The organism is Aeromonas sobria (genome assembly GCF_050266975.1).
In the GTDB taxonomy this organism is placed as follows: domain Bacteria; phylum Pseudomonadota; class Gammaproteobacteria; order Enterobacterales; family Aeromonadaceae; genus Aeromonas; species Aeromonas sobria_B.
In genome coordinates, this window is the sequence record NZ_JBKISU010000129.1 from 1 (window position 1) to 291 (window position 291).

The following is a 291-nucleotide window of genomic DNA, read 5'->3' on the forward strand; positions in this document are numbered from 1 at the left end:
CCGCGGTGGCAGTGGTGTCGCCCATCACCGCGCTGTCGCTACCTTCCGGCGAGACATTGCCCGCCGCATCCACCAGGGTGGCGGTCACGGTCAGCGCCGCGCCATCGGCCGGACGGTCAAACTCGTAACCCACCTTGCCAGCAAGGATATCGGCGTCGGTCAGCACCCGGTCGGCCTGGCCGCTCACCTTGAGGGTGTCACCGGCCTGGGCCTCGCCCGGCAGGGTCACTGCCACGTTTACCTGGCCGCTGATCTCGGTGCGGTCGATGGTGCCGTCGTCGTCGGTGTCTT

Annotated in this window: 1 protein-coding gene; it reads right to left on the reverse strand. The window is 68.7% G+C overall.

Going from position 1 to position 291, the window contains the following annotated elements:
• A partial coding sequence (locus ACLHZ1_RS20765; RefSeq protein WP_427263559.1) for a hypothetical protein occupies positions 1 to 291 on the reverse strand: 291 nt, incomplete at both ends.